The sequence below is a fragment of the Bacillus sp. FSL M8-0063 genome (genome assembly GCF_038005545.1).
Classification (GTDB): Bacteria; Bacillota; Bacilli; order Bacillales; family Bacillaceae_G; genus Bacillus_A; species Bacillus_A wiedmannii.
In genome coordinates this window covers 751,596-777,015 of record NZ_JBBOTJ010000001.1, presented here as the reverse complement: position 1 = coordinate 777,015, position 25,420 = coordinate 751,596, and the positions used below count along the sequence as shown (strand labels likewise).

Annotated in this window: 25 protein-coding genes and 1 pseudogene; 7 read left to right on the top strand and 19 right to left on the bottom strand. The window is 35.3% G+C overall.

Going from position 1 to position 25,420, the window contains the following annotated elements; all coding sequences use genetic code 11:
• Window positions 1-17: 17 nt before the first annotated feature.
• The 11 genes and pseudogenes from aceB to MKX31_RS03880 all read right to left on the bottom strand — a co-directional run bounded on the left by aceB (window position 18) and on the right by MKX31_RS03880 (window position 10,541).
• Window positions 18-1,607, bottom strand: a complete 1,590-nt coding sequence (gene aceB / locus MKX31_RS03925) for a malate synthase A (RefSeq protein WP_064476846.1) — start codon at window positions 1,605-1,607, stop codon at window positions 18-20.
• Between the two features lie 189 nt (window positions 1,608-1,796).
• Complete coding sequence (locus tag MKX31_RS03920; protein WP_064476847.1) at window positions 1,797-2,459, bottom strand: S-layer homology domain-containing protein; 663 nt, start codon at window positions 2,457-2,459, stop codon at window positions 1,797-1,799.
• 322 nt (window positions 2,460-2,781) lie between these two features.
• Complete coding sequence (locus MKX31_RS03915; RefSeq protein WP_064476848.1) at window positions 2,782-3,441, bottom strand: S-layer homology domain-containing protein; 660 nt, start codon at window positions 3,439-3,441, stop codon at window positions 2,782-2,784.
• Window positions 3,442-3,892: 451 nt separating this feature from the next.
• The gene (locus MKX31_RS03910; protein ID WP_064476849.1) at window positions 3,893-4,564 is read right to left on the bottom strand and encodes an S-layer homology domain-containing protein; all 672 of its coding nucleotides are present in this window, start codon (window positions 4,562-4,564) and stop codon (window positions 3,893-3,895) included.
• Between the two features lie 83 nt (window positions 4,565-4,647).
• Complete coding sequence (locus MKX31_RS03905; protein ID WP_064476850.1) at window positions 4,648-5,550, bottom strand: DMT family transporter; 903 nt, start codon at window positions 5,548-5,550, stop codon at window positions 4,648-4,650.
• A gap of 212 nt (window positions 5,551-5,762) precedes the next feature.
• Entirely contained in the window at window positions 5,763-6,554 is a 792-nt protein-coding gene (locus MKX31_RS29220) for a methyl-accepting chemotaxis protein (protein WP_423060166.1), read from the bottom strand.
• Window positions 6,555-6,710: 156 nt separating this feature from the next.
• Window positions 6,711-7,490: pseudogene (locus MKX31_RS29215) on the bottom strand (MCP four helix bundle domain-containing protein); the annotation flags it as partial.
• 135 nt (window positions 7,491-7,625) lie between these two features.
• Window positions 7,626-8,894 carry a M48 family metallopeptidase gene (locus MKX31_RS03895; RefSeq protein ID WP_340980057.1) on the bottom strand — a complete coding sequence of 423 codons (1,269 nt, stop codon included), beginning with the start codon at window positions 8,892-8,894 and terminating at the stop codon, window positions 7,626-7,628.
• A gap of 134 nt (window positions 8,895-9,028) precedes the next feature.
• Complete coding sequence (locus MKX31_RS03890; protein WP_064476853.1) at window positions 9,029-9,217, bottom strand: hypothetical protein; 189 nt, start codon at window positions 9,215-9,217, stop codon at window positions 9,029-9,031.
• An 11-nt stretch (window positions 9,218-9,228) separates the two neighbouring features.
• A complete protein-coding gene (locus tag MKX31_RS03885; RefSeq protein WP_064476854.1) occupies window positions 9,229-9,528 on the bottom strand; it encodes a hypothetical protein in 300 nt (99 codons plus the stop codon).
• 149 nt (window positions 9,529-9,677) lie between these two features.
• Entirely contained in the window at window positions 9,678-10,541 is an 864-nt protein-coding gene (locus tag MKX31_RS03880) for a CPBP family intramembrane glutamic endopeptidase (RefSeq protein ID WP_081257412.1), read from the bottom strand.
• A 134-nt stretch (window positions 10,542-10,675) separates the two neighbouring features.
• On the opposite strand from MKX31_RS03880, the gene MKX31_RS03875 reads away from it, so the two are divergent.
• Window positions 10,676-11,380 carry a response regulator transcription factor gene (locus MKX31_RS03875; protein WP_064476856.1) on the top strand — a complete coding sequence of 235 codons (705 nt, stop codon included), beginning with the start codon at window positions 10,676-10,678 and terminating at the stop codon, window positions 11,378-11,380.
• Between the two features lie 9 nt (window positions 11,381-11,389).
• Window positions 11,390-13,132 carry a sensor histidine kinase gene (locus MKX31_RS03870; protein ID WP_064476857.1) on the top strand — a complete coding sequence of 581 codons (1,743 nt, stop codon included), beginning with the start codon at window positions 11,390-11,392 and terminating at the stop codon, window positions 13,130-13,132.
• Window positions 13,133-13,330: 198 nt separating this feature from the next.
• On the opposite strand, the gene MKX31_RS03865 is transcribed toward MKX31_RS03870, so the two are convergent.
• Window positions 13,331-14,233 (bottom strand): AraC family transcriptional regulator, encoded by a 903-nt coding sequence (locus MKX31_RS03865; protein WP_088047854.1) that lies wholly within the window; start codon window positions 14,231-14,233, stop codon window positions 13,331-13,333.
• Between the two features lie 137 nt (window positions 14,234-14,370).
• Here MKX31_RS03865 and MKX31_RS03860 point away from each other — a divergent pair, with 137 nt between their 5' ends.
• Both MKX31_RS03860 and MKX31_RS03855 read left to right on the top strand, forming a co-directional pair.
• Window positions 14,371-14,856 (top strand): RNA polymerase sigma factor, encoded by a 486-nt coding sequence (locus MKX31_RS03860; RefSeq protein ID WP_064476859.1) that lies wholly within the window; start codon window positions 14,371-14,373, stop codon window positions 14,854-14,856.
• 5 nt (window positions 14,857-14,861) lie between these two features.
• The gene (locus MKX31_RS03855; protein ID WP_242290143.1) at window positions 14,862-15,986 is read left to right on the top strand and encodes an anti-sigma factor; all 1,125 of its coding nucleotides are present in this window, start codon (window positions 14,862-14,864) and stop codon (window positions 15,984-15,986) included.
• 35 nt (window positions 15,987-16,021) lie between these two features.
• On the opposite strand, the gene MKX31_RS03850 is transcribed toward MKX31_RS03855, so the two are convergent.
• On the bottom strand, window positions 16,022-16,999 hold the full coding sequence (locus MKX31_RS03850) for an HD domain-containing protein (RefSeq protein ID WP_088047856.1): 978 nt from the start codon (window positions 16,997-16,999) through the stop codon (window positions 16,022-16,024).
• A 340-nt stretch (window positions 17,000-17,339) separates the two neighbouring features.
• On the opposite strand from MKX31_RS03850, the gene MKX31_RS03845 reads away from it, so the two are divergent.
• Together MKX31_RS03845 and MKX31_RS03840 are read left to right on the top strand one after the other, a co-directional pair.
• A complete protein-coding gene (locus MKX31_RS03845; RefSeq protein WP_098102774.1) occupies window positions 17,340-17,693 on the top strand; it encodes a DUF5412 family protein in 354 nt (117 codons plus the stop codon).
• Between the two features lie 33 nt (window positions 17,694-17,726).
• Complete coding sequence (locus MKX31_RS03840; protein ID WP_340980048.1) at window positions 17,727-18,617, top strand: CPBP family intramembrane glutamic endopeptidase; 891 nt, start codon at window positions 17,727-17,729, stop codon at window positions 18,615-18,617.
• A gap of 143 nt (window positions 18,618-18,760) precedes the next feature.
• Here MKX31_RS03840 and MKX31_RS03835 read toward each other — a convergent pair whose 3' ends face one another.
• Both MKX31_RS03835 and MKX31_RS03830 read right to left on the bottom strand, forming a co-directional pair.
• Window positions 18,761-19,867 carry a metallophosphoesterase gene (locus tag MKX31_RS03835; protein ID WP_258125611.1) on the bottom strand — a complete coding sequence of 369 codons (1,107 nt, stop codon included), beginning with the start codon at window positions 19,865-19,867 and terminating at the stop codon, window positions 18,761-18,763.
• 146 nt (window positions 19,868-20,013) lie between these two features.
• Window positions 20,014-20,931, bottom strand: coding sequence for an alpha/beta hydrolase (locus MKX31_RS03830; protein ID WP_258125610.1), 918 nt, complete (start codon window positions 20,929-20,931; stop codon window positions 20,014-20,016).
• A 168-nt stretch (window positions 20,932-21,099) separates the two neighbouring features.
• Between MKX31_RS03830 and MKX31_RS03825 the strand changes: the two genes are divergently transcribed.
• The gene (locus MKX31_RS03825; protein ID WP_340980045.1) at window positions 21,100-21,645 is read left to right on the top strand and encodes a TetR/AcrR family transcriptional regulator; all 546 of its coding nucleotides are present in this window, start codon (window positions 21,100-21,102) and stop codon (window positions 21,643-21,645) included.
• A 73-nt stretch (window positions 21,646-21,718) separates the two neighbouring features.
• Here the strand turns inward: MKX31_RS03825 and MKX31_RS03820 are convergent, their stop codons facing one another.
• From MKX31_RS03820 to MKX31_RS03805, 4 genes are all read right to left on the bottom strand, one after another.
• Window positions 21,719-22,744, bottom strand: a complete 1,026-nt coding sequence (locus MKX31_RS03820; RefSeq protein WP_154131641.1) for an S-layer homology domain-containing protein — start codon at window positions 22,742-22,744, stop codon at window positions 21,719-21,721.
• An 89-nt stretch (window positions 22,745-22,833) separates the two neighbouring features.
• Window positions 22,834-23,085, bottom strand: a complete 252-nt coding sequence (locus MKX31_RS03815) for a hypothetical protein (protein ID WP_340980042.1) — start codon at window positions 23,083-23,085, stop codon at window positions 22,834-22,836.
• A gap of 112 nt (window positions 23,086-23,197) precedes the next feature.
• The gene (locus tag MKX31_RS03810; protein WP_064476868.1) at window positions 23,198-24,730 is read right to left on the bottom strand and encodes a fatty acid--CoA ligase family protein; all 1,533 of its coding nucleotides are present in this window, start codon (window positions 24,728-24,730) and stop codon (window positions 23,198-23,200) included.
• A 146-nt stretch (window positions 24,731-24,876) separates the two neighbouring features.
• Window positions 24,877-25,320, bottom strand: coding sequence for a hypothetical protein (locus MKX31_RS03805; RefSeq protein ID WP_088047864.1), 444 nt, complete (start codon window positions 25,318-25,320; stop codon window positions 24,877-24,879).
• Window positions 25,321-25,420: the final 100 nt, after the last annotated feature.

Below are 25,420 nucleotides of genomic sequence, written 5' to 3'. Positions count from 1 at the left end.
CATCCCCTTTTTGTTTTTTATAAAATTTCATAACCCGGTAATGTTAAAAATGGTACGAATTCATCATTCCGAACGAGATTTGTAAACAACGTTGTCGCCTCTTGGAATCTCCCTTTCTTAAAGGCTTCTTTACCAATCTCTCTTTCTATTTTTGCTAATTCTTCTTCTTTTAGCTCTTCCATCAATTCAAACGTAATATTACGACCATCATTTAGCTTTCCACCTTCATGACGAATCCATTGCCATACTTGTGCCCTAGAAATTTCCGCTGTTGCAGCATCTTCCATTAAGTTATAAATGGGTGCTGCTCCCCGTCCGCTTAACCAAGATGCAATATATTGAATACCTACGCTAATATTTAGGCGAAGCCCATTTTCTGTAATCGTTCCCACTGGTACTTCTAATAAATCCTTTTCTGTAACATGTATTTCTTCACGTTTTCTAAAAATTTGATTCGGTGTTTTCATAATGTGATTAAATACTTCCATCGCGACTGGTACAAGTCCCGGGTGGGCAACCCATGTCCCATCATGACCGTCTAAAGCTTCGCGCTCCTTATCTGCACGCACTTTTTCAAAAGCTGCTTCATTCGCTTCTGGATTGTTTTTAATCGGAATTTGTGCTGCCATTCCTCCAATAGCTGGTGCATTACGACGGTGACACGTTTGAATGACTTTCAAAGAATACGCGCGCATAAATGGCGCCGTCATCGTGACTTGCGCTCTATCTGGAAGCAAAAATTCATTATGATTACGGAAACTCTTTAGAAAGCTGAAAATATAATCCCATCTTCCGCAATTTAACCCAGCAGAATGATCTTTAAGCTCATACAAAATTTCATCCATTTCAAACGAAGCGTGAATCGTTTCCAGTAACACCGTCGCTTTAATCGTTCCGTTTGGAATACCGATATATTTTTGAGCAAATACGAAAACATCATTCCATAACCTTGCTTCTAAATGGCTTTCCATTTTCGGTAAGTAAAAGTATGGACCGCTTCCTTTTGCTAAAAGAGCCTTTGCATTATGGAAAAAATAAAGTCCGAAATCTACTAAGCTACCAGACATATTCTTCCCATCAACTTGCATATGTTTTTCTTCTAAATGCCATCCTCTTGGACGCACAATTAATACTGCTGTTTTACTATTTAAACGATATTCTTTTCCGTTTTCATTTTTATGTGAAATCGTTCCCCGCACTGCATCTCGTAAATTTATTTGACCTTCAATCGCATTTTCCCAAGTTGGTGAATTCGAATCTTCGAAATCTGCCATAAAAAGATGCGCTCCTGAATTTAAAGCGTTAATAACCATCTTTCTATCCACTGGTCCAGTAATCTCTACGCGGCGATCCTCTAAATCTTTTGGCAATTTGGCAATTGTCCAGTCCGCTTCACGAATGTGCTTTGTTTCTTCTAAAAACTTCGGAAACTTTCCTGCATCAATTCTCTTTTGTTTCTCCGCACGCTTTTGTAAAAGTTCTATGCGGCGCTCATTGAAATTTTCATGTAGTTCCTTCAAAAAACTAAGCGCCTCAGGTGTCAATATTTCATTGTACGCTGGTAACATTCCTCCGGGCAATGTAACCCGTGAAGTTTGCGTCGACATATTAGCATCCCCTTCTTAAACTGTTTTATAACAGATTTGATTTTATGTTTTATATTATATAACAAATCTTCAGAAAAGGAAGTTTTTTTTGAAAATTTAATCGTTTTTTTATAAAACTGTATTCTTTTACCGGTATTACACATAAAAAAAGAAGCCAATGTTATACAACACTAGCTCCTTCTTTATTATTTATTTAAACATTGAATTAAATAAGAACTGCGCATATTGTTCACGTGTTACTTTCATGTTCGGAGCGAAGTTACCCTTTCCATCTCCTACTGAAATACCATTTGAACCTACTGCATTAATCGCATTTTCTGCCCAATGTCCCTTTGGTACATCTTTAAATGTTGCTGTTCCTTGTACTTGTAATCCAAATGCTCTTGTAAGAACTTGCGCCATTTCTGCACGTGTTAACGTAGCTTTTGGTCTGAAGTTTCCATTCTCGTCACCTGTAAAGATACCTAATTCTGTTACTGCTAACACTTCAAAAGGAAACATCGTTGAGTTATCATCAACAATATCATTATATGGGCTTTCTAATACCTCATCTTCACCAAATTCTTCATCAAGATCTAGTGCGCGATAAATTAAAGCGGCTACTTGTTCACGATTTACGTTATGTCCAAAACCGAACACACCATTTCCGTAACCAAGCATAATTTCATGTTCTGCTAAAGTTTGAATTGCTTTATAAGACCAATGTCCTGCTGGTACATCTTTAAAGATAACTGGACTTGCTTGTTGTGGCTTTGCAGCTAATTCAGCTTTTGCTGTATTCCCCTCAGCACTAAATGCTACTCCACCCATAATTGTTAAAGCTGTTGCTACTTTTAAAATTTTTTTCTTCAAAGTATTCTCTCCCTAAAAACATATTTTTTTCTAATATAAAGAATTAACGAAAGCGTAACAATACAATTCCCATGTGATTTTTGTCTAATTTATGAACTATATTTCATATACTTTTATTTACACTCTATTAATAATAAAGTTACTAAATCGTATATTTAAGCAAGAAAAAGTTACTTTATTCTATCTCTTCTTATCCACTAAATTCCAACAAATAAATTATGAACAGAAAATCGATATACTTATAAATAATATAAAACAAGAAAAAAGCGTGGGATTTCCGCGCTTTTTTCTTGTTTTATATTATATTGATATATTTTAACTTTTATTCATAATCTTCATCTTTTACAGGAAAATAAAAAACAGCTTTATTTAAAAACGTTGCATATTGCTCACGTGTTACAACTGTATTCGGTTCAAATTTCCCATTTCCTGTTCCTACTATGACATGATTAGACTGCAGTGCACTAATCGCATTTTTTGCCCAATGATTATTTGGTACATCTTTAAATGTATGGTTTTTCTTTACCTCAAATGTAAATGCCTTCGTAAGAATTTGCGCCATTTCTGCACGTGTCACAGGTGCGGCTGGTCTAAAGTTTCCTTTTTCATCACCTTCAAAAATACCATGCTTTGTTAATACTAAAATTTCATCTAAAAACATTGTTGCCCTCTCAGAAATATCTTTGTATGGATTTTTTAAAGGTCCTTCTTTTTTCAAATTCAATGTACGATAGAGTACTGCTGCTACTTGTTCTCGTGTTACATTATCTCCTACACCAAACTTACCATTTCCATAGCCTAACATTACTTTATTGTATACTACGTCCATTATATCGTCATATGCCCAGTGGTTTACTGGAACATCATCAAAAACAATCATTTCTGGATATTCTTCTGCTTTTACGTTTGGAACATTTGTACTTACAAACAAGCCGCCCATAATAGTTACCGTTGCCATTATACGTAACATGTTCTTCTTCATTGCCCTCTCCCCTTTATCTCCATTTGAAAAAACGGAAAATAATAGACTGCAATCCTTTCCAATATTACATATGTTGCCTTCGCACCCATTATGCAATATATTACATTTAAAAAATCTATTATTGTGAAAATCACTACTAAAGGAGAGCCAATTCGCTCTCAATTTCAATTTTTATACCGAATTGTACGCAAATCATTTCCCTTTCCTATGGTCATTTAAAGGTGTTTCTATACATTAAATATTCTACTTTCTAAAAAAGAAATCCTTCACATTTTAAAAGTTCATTTTCTAGACAAAAAACGCAAATATATGTTGTTACTCCTTATATATCGACGTTTCGACAAAGAATATCCACTGGACTACAACATACGAAAATAAGAACCTATCTATTAATAAAAGCCCATAATGAGCGAAGGATGTCTCCTCTACAAATTATGAGCTTTCTCTTTATCTATTCCATTTTCCCTGGAGAATTATCAATTGATCGTTGTAAAAACTTCGCAAATTGCCCGCGTGTAACGAGCATTTCAGGCTCGAACTTGCCATTTCCCGTTCCTACCGCTACATTATTAGACTGTAATGCGCTAATTGCATCTCTTGCCCAATGGTTTTCTGGTATATCTGTAAATGTATGTGGACTCTTTGTTTTCAACTCATATGCTTTCGTTAAAATTTGTGCTAATTCTGCACGAGTCAGTGTATCTTTCGGACGGAAATTTCCATTTTCATCTCCTTTAAAAATACCAATATTCGTTAAATGTAAAATTTCGTAAGGAAACATTGTCGATTTCCCACTAATATCTCCATATGGATTTTCATTAAACACACTACGCTTTAAATGAAGTGCACGATGTAATACTGCCGCCGCCTGTTCGCGTGTTATATTATCTTCTGTCCCAAACTTACCATTTCCATACCCATACATAATGCGATGATATACTAAATTCGTAATTTCATCATATGCCCAATGACCTGTTGTTACATCATCAAACTCTATCATAATATTAGGACCAGATTTTTCGATAACATCTGTATTTGCAGACACGCCATTTGCACCTACAAATATTCCTCCCATTAAAGTTAACGATGTCGCTACCTTTACTAGCTTTTTCATCTCTCTCATCTACCTTTTCCTTTATTTTCCTATCTTTTATATTGTACAAAAAATAAAAAAATTTCCAATAGAATACACCTAATTATTTACAATTAAGAATACAAACTTTCTTTTACCGCTATTTTTTCGTCCTTTGTTTTTCGAAAAGTAAATGCCATTCCTACAAATATAAGAACAATCCCTACTACTTGCATACTAGTTGGTCTAAATCCTGTAAACACTGTATCTAATAGGATTGCAACCGCAGGATCTAAAAACACCAATACAGAAATTAATCTCGTCGATAAACCTCTTAAACTGTCAAAAAATAAGTAATATACAAATCCCGTATGTATAAGTCCTGTCGCTGTGATCATCATCCAGTTCATCTCTGTTAACCCTTGAAACTTGCCAAAATCTACGAATGGTAGCAATAAAAATATACCTAAAAATGTTTGTAAAAAGGTCATTGCATATGCGCTCGTATGCTGAATTCCTTTTCCTAATAAAGTAGTAAAAGCATAAAATAAAGCTGCAAGAAGTGCCCATACCATTCCAGACGACATCAGTTTTTCGAGCGATAGACTTCCATCTATTCCAGCTACTAAAACGGTACCGATAAAACAAATGACAATGGACATAACCGCAAACACTGTAAGCCTTTCTTTAAATACAATACTACCAATCATTAATACGATAATGGGTGCAAGATGATAAACTGAAATCGCAATTGTAATCGACATCACTTCAAACGCTTTAAATAAAAATACCCAGTTAAAAACGAGAAATACACCGCATGCTAATATTTGCATTACTTCTTTTTTATTCCATTTCTCACTTTTATACTGTCCTGTTACGAGCCAACATAATGCTAAAAATATAGTCGCACAAATGCAACGAACGAATACTAATTCAAAAGACGGTAAACCTGTTTGAACAGAAAAAAATCCAATTGATCCGAAAATAGACATCGAAAGGATCATTTTTATAGCCGGCATTGATTTTTTATTGAACACCCTTTCTCTCCTCCTATAACCTACCTTTTACAAACGAAAAATCTCCAAAACATTACGTATTATTATATATTAGAATTTGAAAATTGTAAAAAATTAGAATATACAAAATAGTACCCGCACAAAATTCCCATAAAAAAATCATCCTTTTTTACATAGGATGATCTTTTTATTCATTGAGAAGAATTTTTCCATATTAAAACTTAAATATACTACTACTTTTGAAGAGTAAATTGGGCAACTATTTGTTTTAATCCTCCGGCTGCATTATGCATATGTTCAATTGAAACCGAGATCTCTTGAACAGATTTTTCTTGCTGTTGAATAGACTCTTTTACCCTATCAGTTCGGTCAGATGATCTTTGGGAAATTTGAGCCATGTCTTCTGCAGAAGCCGAAATCTCTTCACTACTCGCTGCAATTTCATCTGTAGACATAGATACCGTTTGAATTTGCTCAGATACTTGCTGTACTTTTTCTGTAATTTTTCCAAATACTTTTTCTGTATGCATTACTACTTGTGTACCTGCCTGTACCTCATTATCTACTTTCCCCATCATATGTACCGTATGGTTCGTTGTTCCCATAACTTGAGTAATAAGCTTCTCAATTTGTTTTGCAGAATCACTAGATTGTTCTGCTAATTTTCTTACTTCATCTGCCACAATTGCAAATCCTCTACCACTTTCCCCAGCACGTGCAGCCTCAATTGCGGCGTTTAATGCTAATAAGTTAATCTGAGAGGTAATACCTTGCATAACATCAATGATTTTAACAATTTCTTCTGATTGTTCTTTCATAGTCTCTACTTGTTTCACACCGCTATGTACTGAATTTTGGATTGTATCCATCTGTTGAATCATTTGTTTCATTAATTTGTTACCACTCTCTGCATCTAATGCTGATTGAGCAGACAATTCATTTACAGAGGATGATGTATTCACTATGCTCTGCATTCCTTGTGTCAACTCTTCCATCGCACCCGCAGTTTGCTCCATTGCTTGCATTTGACTCTCTGCGCCATTTGCAACTTCTTCAATATCTATAGTGATTTTCTTCGCTGCACCACTAGATACTTCCGATGCAGATACTACTCCGTCTGCATGTTGGAATAAAAGCTGAATATTATTCTCTATTTCTTGCATATTCGTTCTTAGCCCTGCAATCATTTCGTTAAAATCACTTACTAATACACCTAATTCATCTTTAGCATTATACTCACCATGTACAGTTAAATCTCCTTCTTTTGCTCTTTCCATCATACGACTAACCGTTTGTAAAGGAGCAACTATAAGCTTGCTAATAATATAGCTTACTATACATATAATGATTGTAGTAACTACTACAAGAATGATAAAAGTAATAACGGACCGATCTATCATTTTTTGAGAATCTTTAAATACTTGGTCAGCTAAATTTGAAACATACGCTTCTAGATCTACAGCATAACTAGCTAACTCTACTCCCTTCGGTTTTAATTCCTTATGAAATTCGTTTACCATTTGAGATTCATTTGTTCCCTTCGCTTTGTCAAACAACTTCTTATATGTCTCCATATAACTTGGCAAAGATTTCTTCATCTTCTGAAACAGTTCATCCTCTTGCTTACTTAAATTGAAGCCATCATCATATTCTTTTAATAAAGAATCATATTTTTCAAGATCCTTTTCAATATTACCAATAATCCCCTCTTTATTTGTCCCCTCATTTGGTGACGCTGTAATTAATTCTAGTAAGTTATACTCTAGTGAATTTTGTGTACGAAGCATTCCTTCTAATAAAACTACAGAATGTTGATAATCATCTACTACAACCTCTGTATCATGCTTAATCTTGTTAATAGAATTAATTGCTACGCAGCTCATAATTACCATGCTCAATACTGCTAATGAAATAAGCGATAATAATTTATATTTCACTTTTAAATTTTTTAAAAAATACATTTTTTCACCTTTATTCCTTTATATATAGATTTTTAGAATTTTATAGCTTATTATTTACAAAATCACAATAAAAAGCAATGATAAATATTCCCAATACCAAACTTATATTTCTATAAAAAAGAAGTAGCATAATCGCTACTTCTTTTTTTTTTGTTTCTCATATTGTTCAAACGTATGAATTCTTTCGAAAATCGGTGGATGTGTGTATAAGAAAAATTTTACTAACGCAGGTGGATTCACTTGGCTTAAGCTTGTTTTTGATAAATATTGAAACGTTCTCACACCAGATTTTCCATCTTTCGTCATATTTAAAGCATATTGATCTGCCGCTCGTTCTTCTATTCGTGAAACGTAGTTTGTTGCTGGTTGTGATGCAAAAGAGAATACAGAAGAAATTAAGAAAAATAAAGGTAAAATTGAAAAACATGCTACTTTTGAAATTTGCAGCGTACCTCCCCATTTTCGAATACACATATTTATAATACGGCTAATGAGATACATCCCTATAAACGATAGCAACATATAACTCGCTACGCCCCAATATATATGTTTCATAACATAATGTCCCATTTCATGGGCCATTATAAATAAAATCTCTTTATCTTTTAATTGCTTAAGCGTTGTATCCCACATTACAATACGGGCGTTAGGGCCAATTCCTGTTACATATGCATTTAACGCATTCGTTTTTTCCGACATATTTACTTCATATACATGTTTAGCTGGAATATCAGCTTTATCTGCTATCGCTAAAATTTTCGTTTCTAATTCTTTATTTTGCAGCGTCGAGAAGTCGTTATACAGTGGATCAATAACGACAGGCTGTATGAATGTTAAAAAGATTGTAAATGGAACAGAGAGTGCCCATCCTGCTAGCCACCATCTCTTCGGAAATTTACGGATAAGCCATAGAAGAACGGCAACTACAATTAACATCGTCGCATAACTTTCCCAAAAACCGATAACGTGATCTTTTATCCAGCTTTGTGTACTTTGCGTTGAAATGCCATAATCAACGGACACTTTTCGGCTAATCCATTGCATCGGCAGGGCAAGAACTGTTGTGAGTAGTGATAAATAAAAGAAATAAATCGCAACTTGCAGGACACTTATTTTCGTCGTTTCCTTCGACCATTTCTCAAACTTTCTTGAAACACCGAGCACAAGTACAAATAATAAAATAATCCATTCAAGAGGCGTCGCTAAAAAGTACAGTAAATTTTTCACGCGCGAATAATCTTGGCTTAGCGTAAGCTCTCTTGCATTCATAAACGTTTCTGGATCTGCACTCGTTCCTTTATACATGTCCGGAATAAGTTCATGATTCCATCCAAATAAATACCAATATATAAGCAATGCAAACCCAACGTACAAAAAAAGCGACCACCCAATAACCTTCCTCACGCTATTCCCTCCTCTATGCTGCCTGTCTATTATTATTGTAAGTTCGTACATGCTAAATTAGAACAAGCTTATTACGCGAATTGCTCGAGAGCCTTCTAGTTATATAAAAAAACTCTTCTACAAAAAGAAGAGTTTTACCTACCTTTAGACACTTTCTTCGGTTCATAATCTGGGATAAGAAATATACTTACAACCCAACATATGAAACCAGCGCCTTTTATATAGCGTATATATTCATAGTCCTGAAAAAATAACGTCGTTACAATAAGCGTAAAAAATCCAATTAAAACTAGTACGTATCCTATTTGCTTCTTACATAACATAACGTGCCCCCTTAAGGAAGTACATCCATCAATAGACTAAAATCTTGTAAAGAAAAAGAACTATATTTCATAATACCTTGTACAGCTAAAAGTAAAATTAGACCGGTCACACACATATAATTAATGCTTTCTTCACTCTTTTTTTCAGCAACTATTCCGCCGCTTATACATAATATTCCTAACAAATGGAGTGCTAAATACATAAAGAAATAAGCTTCCTCCCAGCGAAGAATAACATTGACTGTCGTTATCAGCACAATACTAAGCAAAATCAAATAAAAAAACTTATTTGATGATATTGTTTCATTCATATAATTTTATACATCCCTTTCAATTGCCTTATTCATCTCATTTATCCCGCTATTTGCGGGCAGTAAAACTCCCACATCAAAATTCAGTTGGAGCAAAGAAGTTAGGTCAGAGTCGAGCTGTCCGTAAACGCCAGATTGATGATGGCTAATTATAGTTTCACTTTATCCCCCACTACATCTGAAAAACTCTTTTCTTGCTCTACATATATAGCTGGCATTTCTTTACTCCAATATTTGCGGTTAACAAATAAAAAGATGAGTACTAAGTTTAATCCCGTTATAAAAATAATTAGTCCTGGAAAGAACGTCGTATAATTTGAGAAATCTGCAAAACTCATTATCTCTTCTTTATTTATTAGAAAAGAAGCACCGATTACAAATGCATTGTTTAACATGTGAATAGCAATTGGCATGAGTAAACTATTCGTACGAATATATACGATCGATAGTACAACGCTAAATACAACTGCGCCTAGGAAATCAACATGTAGCAACGCAAACAACATCGCTACTACAATGATCGCTATACTCGTTCCCCATTTTGCTGCAAAGCGTTGCAGTAAAAATCCGCGAAAAACAAATTCACCAATAATTGGTGCGATGAATACGACCATAATAACTTGATATACATAGCCCCCTGTACTATCTATAATCGGTTCACGTAATGCGTTCATAATAAATTCCGGTGTAATCCACGCAAAGCTATACATGTACAAAATAAGATACCCGTAACTAAATACGCATAACATAATCGCAATGTATAAAACTTGCACCAGGTTAAATGTTTCATTTTTATTAACAAATAATGAAAAGGAAACACGGTGTTTTCTATACTCATAAAAAATCCATGTAATCGGAAGGATGTAGAATATAAGAATATTTATAAAAGCAGAATTTTGCATATGAAATGTATTTTCTATCAATTCATTACTGACTCTTGCAACTAAAGTTAATAGTGCAAATACAATTAAAAAATATCTAGCTCGCATCGTTTGAAACGGATTCACACTCATCTCCTCCCCTATGTTACTTTTATCATATCATTTGATTCTTAATTTTTTGCGAAAGAAAACCTTAAAATTTCCTTAAAAATTCCATAAGTTACAGAAAGGTGATATGATATTCGAGGAAATTAGGAGGGATTTTTATGTATGAAGCAAATATTTTGCTCGTTGATGATGAAACAGCAATTTTACAATTACTAACTACCATTCTTGAAAAAGAAGGTTTTTCTCATATTACAACTGCAACATCAGCTGAAATGGCGTTATCTCTCACGCAGCAAAACGATTACGATTTAATTATTTTAGATGTCATGCTTCCTGGACAATCTGGTTTTGATATTTGTCCAATCATTCGCCAAAAAACAGATTGCCCTATCTTCTTCCTCACAGCTAAAACATCTGATGTAGATAAAATATCTGGATTTTCACACGGTGCAGATGATTATATTACGAAGCCATTTAATCCACTTGAAGTAGTCGCTCGTATGAAAGCACAACTCCGAAGACATATGAAACAAGCAGTACCACACGAACAAAAAGCAAACTTCAGTTCATTTGGTAGATTTGAAATTGATCGATATTCCGCAGAGCTTACAGTAGGTGGACATGTTGTCGAATGTTCCGCCCAGCTATTTCAGCTACTACTCTTCTTTTGCGAGAATCCGAACTACGTATTTTCGAAAGAAGAAATATACGAAAAAGTTTGGGGAGCACCTGCCTATAATGGCGATGATAATACCGTTATGGTTCACATTCGAAAACTACGTGAAAAAATTGAACAAGACCCAAGTAAACCAGCATATATAAAAACCGTTCGCGGACTTGGCTATAAGTTCATTACAAAGTAGGGTGACGATATGAATTTTAATAAACGACTTATTATCCAGTTTATCATGCAACACGTATTTGTTTTAGTTACATTACTGCTTGCTGTAGTAGCTGCTTTCACTTATTTAATTTTCCTTGTTACTAGTACTTCATACGAACCGAATATTCCAGATGCTGATAATTTTATGATTTCAAAATATATCTCTTCAGAAGATGGCGATATTTCGTTAAAAGCTGAAGTAAAAGACCTAATTAAAGAAAAAAATGATTGGATTCAAGTTGTAGCGGAAAACGGAAAAGTTCTCTATCACTTTAATACGCCGATTGACGTACCGACATCTTATACGAAAACATCTTTATTCTCGTATATACAGAATCACATAGAAAGCCCTTATACATTTACATATTGGGAAATTGAACTAGAAGAAAAGAACGTACTTGTTATATACGGCGGTATGTTAAAAAGCAATGTATTACTGAAAACAATCCAGAAAGAGCACCCGTCTGTATCTACGGATTCGTTCACATTAACAGAAGAAGAAAAACAGTTACTTTCTAAAGAAAAAGCAGCACTTCAAATCTTTAATAGTGATGGCGAAGAAGTATTCTCCTATCCAGCTGGAAAGAAAAAAACGTTTTCTGCCATACAAGCTGCTCTTAGCGAAAAGGAACCGTGGAATCATAAAGAAAACACGTCTAGCTTTTACGAAACAAATAGCAATTATCTTCTTGTTGTAACTGCCAAAAATGAGTACTACTATCCAGATGATGAAATAGACGATGTATTTACTAAAAAGTTTCTAATCGGATGTGGATTAATCCTTCTTATCGTATTTGTTTATTTAGTCATTCTTTCTATTTGGTACGGTAATAAATTTGGAAAACCATTATTACATGCGATGCGCTGGCTTAAAAATATAGCTGGTGGAAAGTACGAAGAGCCTGTTAGTAAAAAAGGGAAACCTGTCAGGTTCCGGCGATCTGGGAAAGAAAAATGGTCATTCCGCTTATTTAGTGATGTAACAAATTCACTAGAGCACCTTTCTATTACACTCAAAAAAAATGATGCAATGAGGCAAGTACTGCAGCAAACACGTGAAGAATGGATTACCGGTCTCACACATGATTTAAAAACACCACTTAGTTCTATATATGGCTACGCATTATTACTAGAATCACAGCAGTACAACTGGACTGATCGCGACATTCAACAATTCGGCAGCGTTATGAAAGAGAAATCTCAATATATGACGACATTAATCGATGACTTAAGCTTAACGTATCAATTAAAAAATAACAGTCTTCCTGCGCAGCACGTAAACATTGAAATGAATCAATTCGTCCAAAAAGTATTATTACAATTTATTAATAATCCGACACTTCAAAATCAAAATATTGAATTCGTACCGAGCTCAAATAAAATTCAATATTTCATTGAAGAAAAATGGTTCCAGCGTATTATCGAAAACTTACTCGTAAACGCTGTAAAACATAATAATGAAACGACAAATGTGAGCGTAAAACTTTCCCAAAACGCTACTTCATTTACACTCTCTATTTCAGATAATGGAAAAGGAATGGATGACAAAACGAAAGAACTTCTATTTGAGCGATATTACAGAGGAACAAATACAGAAGAAAGCAACATCGGAACGGGGCTTGGCCTCGCCATTACGAAACAGCTCGTTCATGCTCATAACGGAACGATTTCTATTGATAGCGAACTTGGAAAAGGAACAACGATTATACTTGTGTTCCCGTTTCATTCGTAGAAAAGACGCTATGTGGCGTCTTTTTTTTGGCGGAGTTCAGAGGTAAGTGAAATTATATCGGTGATTTTTCAAATATATCGGAGCAACTCAAAATATATCCGCGGTTTTCAAGATATATCGACTTACCGACAAAAATCATCAAATATAGCAACCTATATGAAAAAAAGCGAACCACTCAGTGGCTCGCTTTTCTTTCTATTATTTCTTCTTCACCGGTATCCAAAGTTCAATTTGAGCGAACTCACTTTTATCTGCATGGGAACGCTCATCGTATAGTTCAAATTCATTAACGCCGCAATGTTCGTATCCTGAATGCGGGAACCATTCTGAAAATACCGCATTCCACGTTTGGTGGATAGACGATACCATTTCGTCATGAGGAACTTTCGGCGTTGTAAATACAGCATATGTCGCTGCTGGGAAAGTACGCTTCGCAACTCCATTTGGTACATTTTCAAATCCTGTAACTTCCATTCCAATTATATAAGTGAAGTCCCCTGTTTCTAAATTAAAATCAGTACATAATCCAAGCTCTACCCATTGGCTCGTATCTTTACGATTCGGAATTGTCGTTCCAAGATCTTTCTGTAAATATTCTTGCCAAAATGCTGGGATGTCTTGATGGTTTTTCCCTTCTTTACTTGTCGTCTTCAGCTCATAACCCGCCACTAAAAATTCTGGTTTATTTACAATACGATATTCCATTTGTATGCCTCCTAAATACGGATTTAATTTTCTTTGCTTTACATTCACGCTGTAATACATCGGTGTTTCAATTTCTTGTTTTCGATATTCACTCGGTGTCATTTGAAATATTTTTTTAAAGGCTCTCGTGAACGTTTCATGAGATTGAAAGCCATGCTCAAATGCAATATCAATAACTTTTTCATCCGTATGAGAAAGTTGATAAGCTGCCCGGGCTAACCTCCTCTTTCGAACATACTCCATTACTGTATCACCTACTAACGCCTGAAATACACGATGAAAATGCGACTCAGAAAAACCTGCAATACGCGCTAAATTACGCAGCGTCTGTTTTTCCATTACATCTTCTTCAATATAATCAATTGACCTTTGAATTTGTGTCTCATAGCTTTCCATCTCTGTTCACCCGCCTTATATGTATTATGATAAAAGAGAATCCTATCCAATTCTTGACGTTTTTTACTATAATTCCATGAAAAATTGTAACTTTTTTATATGTATTTCGTTGTTATGTATGAAGGGAGGGAAATGTAGTGAAACGCAAACAATCATTAGAAGAAATTTACTCCGAACATATGCAAGATTTATTTCGCTATCTTCTCTCCCTAACCGGAGATTCCCACTACGCGGAAGATCTCATGCAAGAAACATTTTATCGAATGCTCGTCCATATTGACTATTATAAAGGAGAAGAAATTAGGCCTTGGTTATTTACGATTGCCTACAACGCCTTTATCGATTGGTATCGAAAAGAAAAAAGATATAAAACAACGACAATTGCAGAATTCCATTTACCAAACGTACCAAGTACAGAGCACTCTTATTTCGTAAAACACGAGATTGCTAGTTGGTTAGACAGTTTATCTGCTCTTCCTCTTGAAAGACGCAATGTGTTACTACTACGAGATTACTACGAATTCTCGTATAAGGAAATAGCCGAAATGACTGGTCTCTCACTAGCGAAAGTAAAAATTGAATTACACCGGGGACGAAAAGAAACGAAAAGCATAAAGGAGTGATAGGGATGGGTTGTACAAAGTTTAAAAAACTATGGAAGAAGTACGAAAATGGAACACTTACGCATGATGAACAGGAGCTGTTAGAAAATCATATTGAAACATGTGAAAAGTGTGAAGCTTACTTAGATGAGTTGCTTTCGAAGAGTGAACCGATAAAGAAAAGACTACCACCACAAAATCTTAAAATCTCATTTTGGAAAATAAAATGGAAACAGCGTTGGCAAACCGTTAGTTTTGTCCTTGCTGTTTGTATAGCAATCTATTTTATTGGTCATTTTTCATCTTCCTTTTACTTCTATTCGAACGAAATGAAAAACTTCCGGAAAGTGGATGATATACCAGCACTCGCACTAGAAGCAACAATGCCAAATAGTCGTTCCGCTGGAGGAAATACGAAGGTTAAACCCTTCTTCCGTACAGAGACTGAAATGAATTTATATAAAACAATCGGCAAAAAAGAATTTCCAATTGGTACAGTAACAATGAGTAGTTTCTTATCATCTGTAACTGTCACAAATCAATCTTGGGAAAACAGAGCCTATTCAAAAAAACTTTCCTTTGTTCATCCAAAAATCAAGGAAGATGCTTCTTTGAAAGAATCATCTAAAAAAGTGTGGGATACACTTGGAAAGGTACATGAGGGAACCGTTGCAGAAGTAGCGCTATCGTTTGACAAACCTTACGCTTTACAAGAATTAGAATCAATTCTATATAGCGCATTTGAAGCACAAGAAATGCCGCCAACTCCTATATGGTACGCTTTAGACACAGGACAAGAGAGAATAAATGAAGACGATTTTATCTTGCATAGCGGAGAGTTTATCGGATTTCGAGAACATATAGATCTTCCTGATAGTGAAGCAGAACAACCGAAGACAAAAGAAGATGAAGTAATTGAAATGATGCGCATTCTTTCTGAATATAAAAAAACTGTGAGTGAAGCTACTCGGACTCGTGAAAAAGATCTGAACTTAGATAAGCGCTATCAGTATGTAAAAGATAACGGTGTAAAAGTATACGGCATTGTCATTACTGGTCCGTCGAAAGAGTTATTAAAATTACAAAACTCACCGCACGTGCGTTATGCGACTCTTGGAGATATTGAGGTTTGGAATTGGTTTGATTATTAATGAGAAAAAGGAGAGCAAAGTGATGCTCTCCTTTTTTAATCCGAAATCACTTTCACATACATCCCTCTCACCGCTTTTTCATAAGCGACCTCACTCATCTGTTTTATTCGTTCTGACACAACAGACGATGGAACAACTTCCCCTTCACGAAGTAATAGAGGATTAATAAGACGAACTTTATTTTTCTGATACAAATCATAATCGTTTCTATCTTCTTTTACTTTTACATTCGGATGAACTTTGCTTAATAAAGCATCTACTTCTGGCTCACTACATTGCTTCAATTTCGAAATTAGCTCATCATCTTCAAGAAGAAAATCATCTGCATGAATAACCTTTTTATGAAGAGCTAACTTTAACGTTTTCGCTAACATATCATTTCCGTAAATATTCATTGGCTTCATAAAGAAATCGATTACTTCTTTGTAATACGTTTCTGTAAACCACTCAGCCATTTCGATACTTTGAAGAACCATTTTCCCATCTACAGCGACGACATCCTCTAAAAAACTGTGAACTTCTTCTAACGGAATATACCCATATGTATACATATCTCGTAACGTATAATCCACTCTGTCTGCACATAATTCTGGTGCTGACCTTTCCAGTAACGTCCACTTCGAATCATCTAACAAAATATCTTCATAGTTATAACCATACTTTGAAAGAATCGCTGGAATTTCTGAGTTTTTCACAACAGAACTAAATATCTCCTCATGATAACTTTCATCCTCATTATGAAAAACGTAATCAATCACGTGGGAAAAAGCAGTATGTGATACGTCATGCAGTAAACCAGCAATTTGTTCTTCTACTGAACCACCAAGTTTCTTAATTAACAACATAACGCCAACTGAATGATCAAAGCGCGTTACATTCCATTTCTCGTTCATTAAATAACTTGCACCGGCTTGATGAATACCTTTCAGCCTTTGCACAGACTTACTTAAAATTAATTCTTCTACTACTCGATCTACTTCAAACTCACCGTATAGTACATCTGATATGATCACTTATAATCCCCCTTTATTTCAGCCTAGTCTTATAATCGTACTTCTTTTATGAAATCAACATCAATATAAATATTAAATCCAAATATATTGATGTTTAGTTTTTAATATTGTATATTATACATGTCTGTTATTTCTGTTATTTCTTTTAATTCATTTTTTATTGAGTGCTCCTTATATGGAGCCTTTTTTTATTGAAAAATATGGGGACTTTCATTCCAAATCGTGAACAGGACGCTAGAAATAGAAACGTACATATTCCGGCGATAAAAAGGATAACATTGCCAGTTTTATTCTTCTTTGATTTAATACAAGTATGGCCGTTAAGGGAAAGAGGGGAAACATGAAAAAGGTTTTCTTCACCATTCTATTCATCATTATTTTATTAATTAGTTTAGGATATTGGAAATTCTTCACTTTATCTGGGGTTTCAGGCGGTGAAAAGATTCAATCCATACACTCGCCAGATAAAACGTATACTTTACATATATACAGGCATAATGGCGGCGCAACGACTAGTTTTGCTATAAGAGGAGAGCTTGTAGCAAATAATAAAAAATTTATGAACACGAAAAATATATACTGGAATTATCGTGAAGAAGATGCAACTGTACAGTGGTTAGACAATCATACAGTGATGATTAATAAACATAAATTACATGTAGAGACGGACACGTATGATTTTAGAAAAAACTAGTTTTACAGTTATAGTACGAAAGGTCGGGAATCTATGGACAGTTATTTTCCAAAAATAGGGCAGTTAATTGGTGGATTATGTGTACTTGTCATTTTGCTTTCATCCCTTTGGCTTATATGGATTGGCGAAACAAATATTCGTTATAGTGGAGATCATAAGGACACGATGCCTTTTTGGCACAAGTGGGTCCCTGTTATGATCGGTATACTCCTTATCCGTTTCTTACCGTTTCATCATAAAAACTATAATCCTCTTCAACAGTTTGAACAAAGGCGCATCATGATTCAAGCTATTGTCTTGTTCTTGAGCGGATCCCTCTTCACAATTAGTCTTCTCACCACGAACTTTGAAGGGATGGCATTACAATTTTGGTTTATGATATTTAAAATCATTTTATTATTATTCACCCCATTCATGCTTCTTTTGTTTTATAAAAGTAATCCCCAAAAAGAGAGACTGAAATCTATCAAATCAATAGAAAATCATAAATGGTATCGTTTTACACCACTTATTGTCATTATAATATGGGGGTACTTCAACTTCTTTTCTACATTCTCTACACCATTTGTTTCGGCTAAAATGGAACCCATAGTTTTAATATTAATTTTACTTGTAGGCTTTCTTATAAATAGTGTACTGGAAGAGTTTTTTTATAGGGTTTGGTTGCAAACACGTTTGGAATTATTACTAGGCACTTGGCCGGCTATTCTTCTTACATCATTGTTATGGGCGAGCTGGCATATCGCATTACATGGCTCTGGTCATTGGGATATTGATACAGCTACAGTTATTGTGAACCTTGGTATCGTAGGTCTATTCCTCGGATATTTGTGGGCACGTTATCGCAAAGTATGGGCAATTATTATTGTCCATGGACTAATTAATGCACATCCACTACAATTAATTGAAATTTTATTTAAGTAACGGGCGCGGTTGCGAAACAAAAAAGGATTATACATATTAGTCATGTATAATCCTCTTTTTACACTTCAAATTCTAGTAACGGATGAAATTTTCAGCTTAATGCGTATGTGATTCTACTTCTAAATAAGTAAAATTTTATAACACTATTCAAACGTAACTTCCACCTGTACAATCTCTGATCTACTGCCAAGTCTAAGCGGTGGTCCCCAGAATCCGAAACCAGAAGAAACAATTGCGTGGAATGCACCTTTTTGTGCGTATCCCCAGTCTAATTCGTACATTCTTCTCGTTACAATATGATTCGGCGCCATTTGTCCGCGGTGCGTGTGGCCGGATAATAGTAAATCGACGCCAGCATCCGCTGCTTGTTTCAACTCAAATGGTTGGTGATCCATTGCGATAACTGGCATAGATTTATTTACCGTACTCATTAAACTTTCAAAGCTTTGACGATCACGCTCTGTTTTATCTCTTCTTCCAACGATATAAAAATCATCTTCAATTGTAATCACTTCATCTAACAGAATACGAATATCAATCTTATCCATCTCTTGTAAAAATTCAGGAACCGCTCGTCCGTAATATTCGTGGTTTCCTAACACACCATATACGCCTAGTGGAGCTTTCATTTGTTTCATAATTGGTCCCATATTTTTTTGAATGAACACACCTGGATGATCATCGATAATATCTCCTGGCAGTAAAATAATATCAGGCTCCATCTCATTTACATGACGGACAAGTCTTTTTAAATGCGAAACGCCAGATAATTTACCGAAATGCATATCCGAAGCCATCGCAATGCGTAAGCTTTTACGTCCCTCTACTTTTTTCGGGATGTGCACCTCATATTTTCTTACTACTGGGCTATATGCGTTGAATACTCCATATGCAAAAATGAAGATGAACGCAAGTAACACGGCCGTTCCTGTCCAAATAATTGCGGTCTCTTTCTCCATTGAAAACTGTAGAAGGAAAACTGTAATATCAGCAAGTGGCAACAACATAAGCGCGTATTGTATGACCGCAAACCAAATTGAACCTATTGTTCGTAGAAATGGCAAGAACTTAAACACTTGCACGAGAATGTACGCATATGAAATAAAACCGACTACGAAAGCGTAATATCCCCAAGATTCCCAGCCAAACACCCTACTAAGCCAAACCCAGCCGTTCCAACCGATGTAAAACATGAGTAGTGTGTATACAATTAAAATAGTAAATATATTGAAATAACGAAATTTTTTCACTGCTAGCCTCCTTAGTAATTTCTTCTATTATATCTTGTTATGCACGTTTAACGTAAATATTAAGCACAGCAATCTTCACAATAAAAACCTCTAACCGCTAGATGCAAACCTAACAATTAGAGGTGCAATTCAAGTCAAAATTACTTTTACAGATTTTCGTTATAGAAACTTGTTAATTTTTCAACTGTAATTTTTACTGGTTCTGGTTGGTCGTATAAATCGTAATGACTCGCACCTTTCACAACAAGTAAATCTTTTTTCTCTGATGCTGCTTTCTCATAAAGCTCATGACCATCTTTATAAGAACCGAATGCGCCTTGCTTGCTGCCGACAATAATTTGCAACGGCTGTGTTAATAATGTATCTGCTAAATGGAACGCATCAAAACCAATTACCGATCCCATACTCGTAAAGTTTAACTTATTTGGAGAGTTAACACTTTGCCCTCGCGGTGTTGTATAGTACTGAACTGCTTCTACAATATCTATATCCGTCATACCTGCTGCCTTTAATTCCTCCTCATTTTTAGGAATCCAGTTTGTAATCATCGCCTCTGCTCCGCGTGCTTCAGCAGTACGTTGTTTACCAATTGCCTCTAACACCCCAATTGGATCAGCTTCACGATTTAATCGGCCGATATTTGCACCAACGACCGTGCCAACTGCTTTAATACGGCGCTCTGTCATCGCAGCACTTACCGCATATCCTCCGCCCGCACAAACACCTAACACACCGATACGTTCTTCATCTACATAAGGAAGAGTAGTTACATAATCTACCGCTGAGCGAATATCTTCAACGCGCGCAGCTGGTTCTTCCATATATCTCGGTGCACCTTCACTTTCACCTTGATACGATGCATCAAACGCAAGCGTTACATAACCTTGTTCTACTAATTTCTCCGCATACAATCCTGCTGTTTGATCTTTACAGCTACTACCTGGATGCACACAAACAATCGCTGCATTTTGTTTCTTTTCCTCAGCACCTACAGGAATATTTAAAATACCTGCAACTTGTAATCCTCTTGCATAAAAACGTACATTTCTCTTCGTAACTGCCATATATAAAACCACCCTTACTGTATTTTAAATTTACACTTGTGAGAATTAATACTCACGTGTATATTTATAATAAAGCGAGCAACCACTTGTTTCAATGACCACATTTGCGCATTTGGGTGATAATACACACATAACGAAATATGTGTATCAATAACGGAGGAACATTATATGGAGAAAATCGATAGAAGAATTATAAAATCACAAAACGCCATTCAATCCGCATTTATCGAAATGTTAATTGAAGATGGCTTTGATGAAATTACAGTAAAAAACATTACAGAAAAAGCAAACATCGGCAGAAAAACTTTCTACCTACACTACCTAGATAAATACAATTTATTAGACAAAATTGTGGACGACCATTTAAATCAATTAAGAGAAATATGCGATATAAAACAAACAAAAGGCTATATAGAAGGAACTGTCATATGGTTTGAATACTTCAAAGAACACAAACCATTTTTCGCATCGTTATTTAGAAGCAACAGCACATTATCGTTTCAGAAAAAGTTCCTAACGTTCATCATGGGGGAACTAGCGAAAAAACTAAACACGAATACGTCAGTAAATAAAAACATTGATACACACATCGTTTTAAAATTTTTAGGAGCAGCTGTCATGGGCATTTTGGAATCTTACGTATTGGATGAAATTGATAATGATATTGAGTATGTTGCGACGCAGGTTGGGGAGTTAATGAAGAGGAATATATAACAATGCAAAAAAGGAAAATTTGAACTGCAAATTTTCCTTTTTTATTTATGCTAAATCTAGTATACGTTTCAATTTATTTCTTCAACTTATCCGTCTTCGCAATAAATTGTGCTGCTTCTGCGCGGCTTACTGCTTTATCTGGAGCCCAGCCATTATCTGTTCCAATTGAAATATTTTCTTGGATTAAAATATTGGCATACTTCGCACCCCAATGATTGTTTAAGTCAGCAAATTCTTTTGGTAGTTTCATATTTTCATTTCTTTCTAATTTATATGCATTTACTAGCATAGAAGCCATTGATGCACGGTTAATTAACCCGCTCGGATTAAAGTTACCCTTCTCATCACCTTTTACAATACCTGCTTTTTCAACAGCAGCAATGTATGGAGTTGCCCAGTGATTTTGTGCATCACGGAATGATGGCCTTGCATCTTTCTTAATTTCTAACCCTAAAACAGTTGCTAATATTTTTGCAGCTGAACTACGATCGATATTTTCAGCCGGAGCAAATGTACCATCTGGCTTACCGTTCACTGCTCCTTTATCTACTAAATATTGAACTGACTCTTGTGCCCAAGCTGGTACATCTGGGAATTTAGATTCCTTTTTAATTGTACTCGCATCAATTTCAAACTGCAGTTGATATTTATGATCATATTTAATTGCTGGAATTAATATATGCATTTGCATATTATATTTTTTCGAGAACTCCCCAATTTCAAATTGAACAACTTTCGTACCGTTATTCGTTTTATCTTCGGAGATTACTTTTACATCATGGAATGTTCCTACTTTATTTGGATCTTCTACTCTAAGATACTGAAAATAGCTACTATCTTGAACTGTTAACGTAACAATTTTTTTATCACCTTGAATAGTTACTTTTGGATTTTTTAAATATGTAGACGCAACTGATGTATCATTCGTTTGATCTTTATAAGTCTTTAAAATAACGTCATATGTGCCATCTGCTAGTTTGCTATTTACTTTCATTTCTACTGCCGCTTCTGCTTTCGCAATCGGTGCCATAATACCACTGAATGGAACTGCTAAAGTTGCTGCTATAACGAACGCATTAACATATTTTTTCTTAATCATTATCAATACGACATCTCCTTTTATATGAATATACCCAACATAACTATCATATTGATAATGATTATCAATGTCAAATAAAATTAATAATACTATTTCCTACATAAGTACGCCTTCCGCTCGTTATTAAAAAGTAAATAATGCGCCGTGTGAATTTTTCTTTCCAAATAATCAATAGAATACGAGCTTGATGGATCGACTAAATCACCTATTGCACCTGAAAGATGATCGATTACTTGCTGCAAAATTTCTAAGTTTTTCTTCTCATTTTCAGAATTCATTTCATCCATAATGTCACAAATAAGGTATTGAACTCTCCGTAAACGTAATTCCTTTTGCTCCACGTATATCTCCTCCTTATTAGTCATATTACGGTTTAAATATATGGGGTTATAGCTTAACCAATTCTAAAAAATACAAAGGCAACCATCTTCATAAAGATGGTTGCCCCTATTTTTATACTTGTATCGCTTTTTCTCTCAAAGCTCTTCTTAACAATTTACCTGTCGTATTCTTTGGTAACTCTGTTAAAAATTCGATACTCATTGGCACTTTATATTTCGCTAAATGTAACTTGCAATAATGCATAAGTTCCTCTTCTGTTACGTTAGCTTGTTTTAGAACGACGTAAGCTCGCACTGCTTCTCCTAAGTTTTCATCAGGAACGCCAATTACGACAACTTCTGCTACAGATTCGTGTGTATATAATACTTCCTCTACTTCACGAGGGTATACGTTATAACCGCCAACTAAGACGATATCTTTTTTACGATCAACGATATAGAAGTAACCTTCTTCATCCATTTTCGCTAAGTCACCTGTATACAGCCAGTCGTCTTTCAATGTCGCAGCTGTATCTTCCGGCGCGTTATAATATCCTTTCATAACGTTAGGTCCGCGAACGATTAATTCACCGACTGCGCCAACAGGTACTTCTTCCCCAAGTTCATTCACAATTTTATTTTCTACATGCCAAATATTTGTACCGATTGATCCAGGTTTACGCGGACGATCTAGCGGGTTAAAACAAGTAACTGGTGATGCTTCTGATAAACCGTATCCTTCTGAAACAATTACATCAAATCGTTTTTCAAAGTTTTGCAGAAGAGCAACAGGCATTGATGCACCACCTGAAATACAAAGGCGAAGCGTCTTCACATCTTCTGCGCTTGCTTCTTCAAATAAATATAAATAATTGTACATTGTCGGTACACCAGCAAAAATCGTTGGCTCGTACGTGCGACAAATACGGAATACTTCTTTCGGACTAAATTTCGGTAACATTAAAATAGTTGCTCCGTTCACAATTGGCGCATTTACTGCTACTGTTAAGCAAAATACATGGAACATCGGCAGTGCCGCAACGACGCGATCATCAGCCGTATATTGTAAATACGACGCCACATCGCTCGCATTACTATATAAATTTTTATGTGTTAACATAGCGCCTTTCGGTTTTCCAGTTGTGCCTGAAGTGTATAGAATAACCGCTACATCTTCTTCATCTAAATCTGGGCCTTCGTAAGTTAAATCTCCAGCCCCTATCATTCTCGTAAACGTTTTCATTTTTTCGGTTTCTGTATGGTTAAAATCTGATGAGGTTTCGCATATGATGATGTTTTCAAGTGAAGGAAGTCTTGTTGTAAGAGATTGTATAACAGGTAGAAGGACGTCGAGTACGATGATTGTTTTTACATCTCCATTTTGTAAAATATAATGCATTTCGTCTGCTGTATAAATTGGATTAACTGGAATGACAGTTGCTCCAGCTTTCATTGTTCCGTATAAACCGACCAAAAAATGTGGTGAATTTCCAACAACTAATGCGACATTGTCCCCTTTTCCAATGCCCATTGCTGCTAAATTGCTAGAAAACCTTGTGACCATTTTGTTTAATTGGTCATACGAGACCGACTGATCCATAAATATATAAGCCGGTTTATCCCCCTTCTTTTTCGCCGTTTCAGCCAAAGATTGAACGAGATTCACAAAAACCCCACCTTTATAAAATTTAGAATATTTAAAAATTCTAAATTAATTATATTAAAAGAAAATTAAAGTAGCAAGTGATATTCCATTAATTGCATATACAACGATCACCTCCTGTTGACTCTCTTTGGAAGGATAAGGGAATTTTATTTATTAGCAAATGATGAAACGAAGGCTAAAATCATTTCAGGATAATATGCACTCATCTTTTCGCTAAGTTTTTCTAGTTCCTCCTTATTCAAGCTCGTCTGCTCCCCATACAAGTTGATTGCATCCGCTCCATTTTCATGAAAAAACAATGTAACATATAATGTCGGTAACCCGGTATTGGCCTCATCTATCGACAAGACAAGATCCGGTGTTTTATTCACAGCGCTAAACGTTTCATTTCTTTTCCATTTCTTATTTTGAAACATAGTTTGTATATCATCTATCTTTCGTTTGTTATCCGTATGCGTAAAATATATGACATTATCCTTCCCTAGCTTTCCAATCGATAAAAGTGTACGACTTGAGGACGTTTCATCGTTACAGGCTGTCATTCCGATGACGAAGCCGAGCAATAATACGACGTACATTACCCTTTTCATTTCGAACCGCCTCCTTTTGAATATATATATTCCTTTACAAGGGGCAAATGTCCTGTGATTTTACGGTATATGAAATTATATCGGCGATTTTTTGAATTTA